We start from the raw sequence: 1,143 nt of genomic DNA on the forward strand, positions 1-1,143 counted from the left end.
ACCCCAAACCTTCTCATCCGTAGTGAGACGCTCTATTCAGTTGAGCTACGCAGCCTATTTACTCTTTTCCCTTTTGGGACTGCAAAAGTACGACTTAAAAATGCTTTTGTCAAGCCTTTTATTATTTTTTTAATGAATTTATTTCATCTAAATCAAGGTTCTTGAAATAGTCATATAATTTCAAGATAATTGCCAGTGCTACGGTAACTTCGGCAGCTGCCACAACCATTATAAATAGTACAAACATTTGCCCTTGCAGTCTATTTGGGTCATATTGACTAAATGCAACAAGATTTAGGTTTACAGCATTGAGCATTAATTCAATGCCCATCAGAATCAAAATTGCGTTTCGTTTGGTTACCGCAACGGCCAATCCTATCGAAAACAATAAGGCACTAATAACGAGATAATTTTGTATGGCTATCATCTGATTAAGCTTTCTCTTTTTTTGCAATATAAACTGCTCCAATCAAAGCAGCCAATAAAAATATACCAATAACCTCAAACGCAAAAATATAATCGGTCATTAGATTTACCCCAATTTGCTGCAAACTACTGCTATTATGAATTTGTTTACCAACGATATGGAAGTTGGCATCAAATATAATTTTCAAGAACCCCAAAAATAAAAGTACCGCAACCAAAACAGCCCAAAAACGATTGTGATGCCCAACTTCTATTTTATTCGGTTGTAAATTGGTACGTTGGAAATTCTTATTATTGGTGAGCATAATACCAAAAATCAATAGTATCAGAATTCCACCCACATAAATCATAATCTGACTGACAGCCAGAAAATCAGCTCCTGCAAAAACGAAAAGTCCAGCTATACCTAAGAGTGTAAGCAATAAACTGTATGCAGCATAAAGTACATTCTTAGTGAAAAGCAAATATAATGCCCCGCCAACCGTAATGGCTGCAAAGACAAAAAAAGCAATTTGCTTAATGAGCCAATAATCAAGGTTTTTTAATAATTCGTCAAACAATTTAGTCGTTATTTTTAGGTTTAATTTTCATTGTTGGCTTAAAAACAGGTTTCGGCTTTGGCGTTTCGGTTGTCGCTTGTTCTGTTTTTATTTCTTGTATTTCAACATCTTCAACTGGTTTTGGAGCAGGTTTGAAACTTGGCTTAAAAACAGGTTT

Annotated in this window: 2 protein-coding genes; both read right to left on the reverse strand. The window is 34.9% G+C overall.

Features of this window, described 5'->3' with window-relative positions; genetic code table 11:
- Positions 1-121: 121 nt before the first annotated feature.
- On the reverse strand, positions 122-427 hold the full coding sequence (nuoK, locus tag A6M55_RS08455; protein WP_064197220.1) for an NADH-quinone oxidoreductase subunit NuoK: 306 nt from the start codon (positions 425-427) through the stop codon (positions 122-124).
- A 4-nt stretch (positions 428-431) separates the two neighbouring features.
- On the reverse strand, positions 432-986 hold the full coding sequence (locus tag A6M55_RS08460; RefSeq protein ID WP_229235496.1) for an NADH-quinone oxidoreductase subunit J: 555 nt from the start codon (positions 984-986) through the stop codon (positions 432-434).
- Positions 987-1,143 lie beyond the last annotated feature (157 nt).

The organism is Emticicia sp. MM, from assembly GCF_001649495.1.